The sequence below is a fragment of the Planctomycetota bacterium genome (genome assembly GCA_026387035.1).
Classification (GTDB): Bacteria; Planctomycetota; Phycisphaerae; order FEN-1346; family FEN-1346; genus JAPLMM01.
The window spans coordinates 1-3,473 of sequence record JAPLMM010000165.1 but is presented as its reverse complement, the minus strand read 5'-3'; the positions used below and the strand labels follow the sequence as shown (position 1 = coordinate 3,473).

Annotated in this window: 3 protein-coding genes; all 3 read right to left on the bottom strand. The window is 66.4% G+C overall.

Annotation, left to right across the window (positions count from 1 at the left end; all coding sequences use genetic code 11):
- The coding region (locus NTX40_05750) for a shikimate kinase II (GenBank protein ID MCX5648587.1) at positions 1–215 on the bottom strand (215 nt) is incomplete at its 3' end.
- Between the two features lie 13 nt (positions 216–228).
- Positions 229–1,509: an argininosuccinate synthase gene (locus tag NTX40_05745; GenBank protein ID MCX5648586.1), complete on the bottom strand. Its 1,281-nt coding sequence runs from the start codon at positions 1,507–1,509 to the stop codon at positions 229–231.
- Positions 1,510–1,591: 82 nt separating this feature from the next.
- The gene (locus NTX40_05740) at positions 1,592–3,190 is read right to left on the bottom strand and encodes a 2-isopropylmalate synthase (protein ID MCX5648585.1); all 1,599 of its coding nucleotides are present in this window, start codon (positions 3,188–3,190) and stop codon (positions 1,592–1,594) included.
- Between the last annotated feature and the right edge of the window lie 283 nt (positions 3,191–3,473).

The following is a 3,473-nucleotide window of genomic DNA, read 5'->3' as shown; positions in this document are numbered from 1 at the left end:
TGGCGATCGTGCGCCGCTACGTCGGCGATCGTCTCGCGTTCGCGCCGGCGGAAATCCGGCCACCCTTCCTCGGCCACGATTTCCTTGATGCTCCAGCCGGCCCGTTCCTGAACGAGCGTATCGGTGTCCACGAGCGGCCAGCCCAACTTCTCGGCCAGGATCTCGCCGATCGTCGTCTTGCCCGTGCAGCGATAGCCGATGAGGATAATATTCACGCGCCACCTCGGATCAAAACGAACCGCTCCCCTTCGGGTCGCGGCTAAACGGGCGCGCATCTCGTTGCGTGCCTTTTCGCTTCGCCAGCCCCTGGACCTTCATCGGCAGGCCCCAGAGGTGGATGAAGCCCGTCGCGTCGGCGGGGTCGTATCCCTCGCCCATGACGAAACTCGCCAGTTCCTCACTGTAGAGGCTGTGCGGCGAGGAGGCCCCGGCCGGTATCGCCTGGCCCTTGTAGAGTTTCAGGCGCGCCGTGCCGGTGACCGTCTTCTGCGTGCGGTCCACGAACGCATCGAGCGCCTCGCGCAGCAGCGAGAACCACTGCCCGTAATACACGAGTTCCGCGTACCGCAGCGCCACCTGCTGCTTATAGTGCAGCGTGTCGCGGTCCAGGCACAGGGCCTCCACGAGCGCGTGGGCCGCATAGAGAATCGTTCCGCCCGGCGTCTCGTACACGCCGCGCGACTTGATCCCCACGAGGCGGTTCTCGGCAATGTCCACCTGGCCGACCGCGTGCTTTGCACCCAGACGGTTGGCTTCCTCCACGAGCGCGACCGGCCCGAGGCGCTTGCCGCCCAACCCCACCGGCACGCCCTCGGCAAACTCGACGTCGACGTACTCCGGCTTGTCCGGCGCCTTCTCGACCGGCGGCCCCAGGACGAAGACCTCCGGCCGCGGCTCGTTGGCCGGGTTCTCCAGTTCCGCCCCCTCGTGGCTGATGTGCCAGAGGTTCCGGTCCCGGCTGTAGATGCTCTTCTTCGACTGGGCAATCGGGATGCCGTGGGCCTCGGCGTACTCGACGGCAGCCTCGCGGCTCGTGAGCGTCCACCGCGGGTCGCGCCACGGCACGAGGACCTTGAGGTCCGGCGCCAGGGCCATGTACGTCAGTTCAAACCGCACCTGGTCGTTGCCCTTGCCGGTGGCGCCGTGGGCCACCGCGTCGGCGCCCGTGGCCCGCGCGACCTCGACCTGCTTGGCGGCGATGAGCGGACGGGCGATGCTCGTCCCCAAGAGGTACTTGCCCTCGTACACCGCGCCGGCCTTGAGCATCGGCCAGAGGTAGTCCGTGACAAACTCCTCCCGCAGGTCCATGACGACGCACTCGGAGGCGCCGCTCTTCTTGGCCTTCGCCTCAATGCCCTCGAGTTCGCCGGGCCCCTGCCCCAGGTCGGCGACGAACGCGACGACCTCGCACCCGTACGTCTCGCGCAGCCAGGGCAGGATAACCGACGTATCCAGCCCGCCGGAGTAGGCGAGGACGGCTTTCTTGACTTTGACGTTGCCTTTTGCCATATTCTTGCCTTTCGGGTCGAAGGCGCGCCCGCCAAGGCGGGCGGCTAAACATCGTGTAACCTCTTCGCCGTTTGCTGTTCCCCTATACTCGTTTTCCTTTGCGATCTCTGCGTCCTCTGCGTTTAACCCCGACGCGCCTCTTTTTCGGGCCGCGTCGGCTCAGCGTCCGGTTGATGGCCGACAGGTACGCCTTCGCGCTGGCTTCGAGGATGTCGGTCGAGACGCCGCGGCCGGAGACCGTCCGCTCGCCGTAGAGGGCCTCCAAACGCACCTCGCCCTGGGCCTCTTTGCCGCTCGTCACGCTCCGGATCTGGTAGTCCGCCAGTTTCAGGCAGACGCCCGTCAGCCGTTCCATCGCGCGGAAGATGGCATCCACCGGCCCGTCGCCGGTCGCCGCATCGCGGACGCGCCGGCCGTCGTCCGTGTTCTCCAGTTCGACGGTGGCGGTCGGCATGCCGCCCGTTCCCGTCGCCACCTGGATGCCGATGAGGTGCCACGCTTCCGGCACGGTCACCAGTTCGTTCTCCACAAGGGCCTCGATGTCCTCATCGAAGACCTCCTTCTTGCGGTCTGCCAGTTCCTTGAACGGGCCGAAGAAGAGGCGGTCCACCTGCTCGCCCGTCAACCGGAAACCCAGTTCCTTCAGCCGCTGGCGGAACTGGTGCCGGCCGCTGTGCTTGCCGAGGACCAGCCGGCTCGTCTTCAGGCCCACCGACCGCGGGTCCATGATCTCGTACGTCGTCCGCTCCTTGAGCACGCCGTCCGCGTGGATGCCCGACTCGTGGGCGAAGGCGTTCTCGCCCACCACCGCTTTGTTGCGTTGCACGACGAGGCCGGTGACTCGGCTCACGAGGCGGCTCGTCGGATGCAGCCGCTCCGTCCGGATGTTCGTCCAGCACCCATCGAACGCGTCCGGCCGTGTCGCCAGCGCCATAACGATTTCCTCGAGGGCCGCGTTCCCCGCGCGCTCCCCGATCCCGTTCACCGTGCATTCGACCTGCCTGGCGCCCACCTGGACCGCCGACAGCGAGTTCGCCACCGCCATTCCCAGGTCGTCATGGCAATGAACGGCGATGACGGTCTTCGCGATGTTCGGCACGTGCTCAAACAGGTGCTCGATGACGCGGCAGAACCCGTCCGGCGTCGCCCAACCGACCGTGTCCGGAATGTTCACGGTCGTCGCGCCGGCGTCAATGACGGCCTCGACCACCTCCGCCAGGAAATCGGGCTCGGTGCGTGCGGCATCTTCGGGCGAAAACTGCACATCGCAAACGGCCGACTTCGCCCGGCGCACACCCTCGACGCTCAGGCGCAGAATCTCGCTCCGCGCCTTGCGCAACTTGAATTTGCGATGGATCCGGCTCGTCGCCAGAAAGACGTGGATGCGCGGCTTGGCGGCGTCGCGCACCGCCTCGGCCGCACGGTCAATGTCCTTCGGGACGCACCGCGCCAGGCCTGCCACCGTCGGGCGCTTAACTTCGCGGCAGATGGCGCGCACGGCCTCGAAATCGTCCCGGCTCGTGATCGGGAACCCCGCTTCAATAATGTCCACGCCGAGGAGGTCCAGGGCCCGCGCGACTTCCAGTTTTTCCGTCAGGTTCATGCTCGCGCCGGGCGACTGTTCGCCGTCGCGCAGCGTCGTGTCGAACACGAACACGCGTTTGCTCGCCTTAGCGGCCACGGCTCTGCTCCTTTCACCTATCCTGTATCCTGTTTATAGGCCTGGCGGGGCGGGTTCAATGGATTTCCGCCGCAGGCCCTCGCCCACCCGGCCGACAAAAAAGGCCCCGGGATTTCTCTCCCAAGGCCGTCGTTCTTTCTCAGCGAGCGCGCAGCGGCCCCGGGGTGTTACTTCCTAAGGCCCAGAGCCAGGTACTCGCTGCGCGATTTCATGCTGTCACTATATCGGCAGCCGACGTGCCCTGTCAAGAGCGAAAAGCCGCCCGCCGAAAAGGCTTGAATCG

What these genes read in the sequence shown, in the direction of transcription:
- NTX40_05745 (MCX5648586.1), bottom strand. Translation starts at nt 1,509, where the DNA reads ATGGCAAAAGGCAACGTCAAAGTCAAGAAAGCCGTCCTCGCCTACTCC.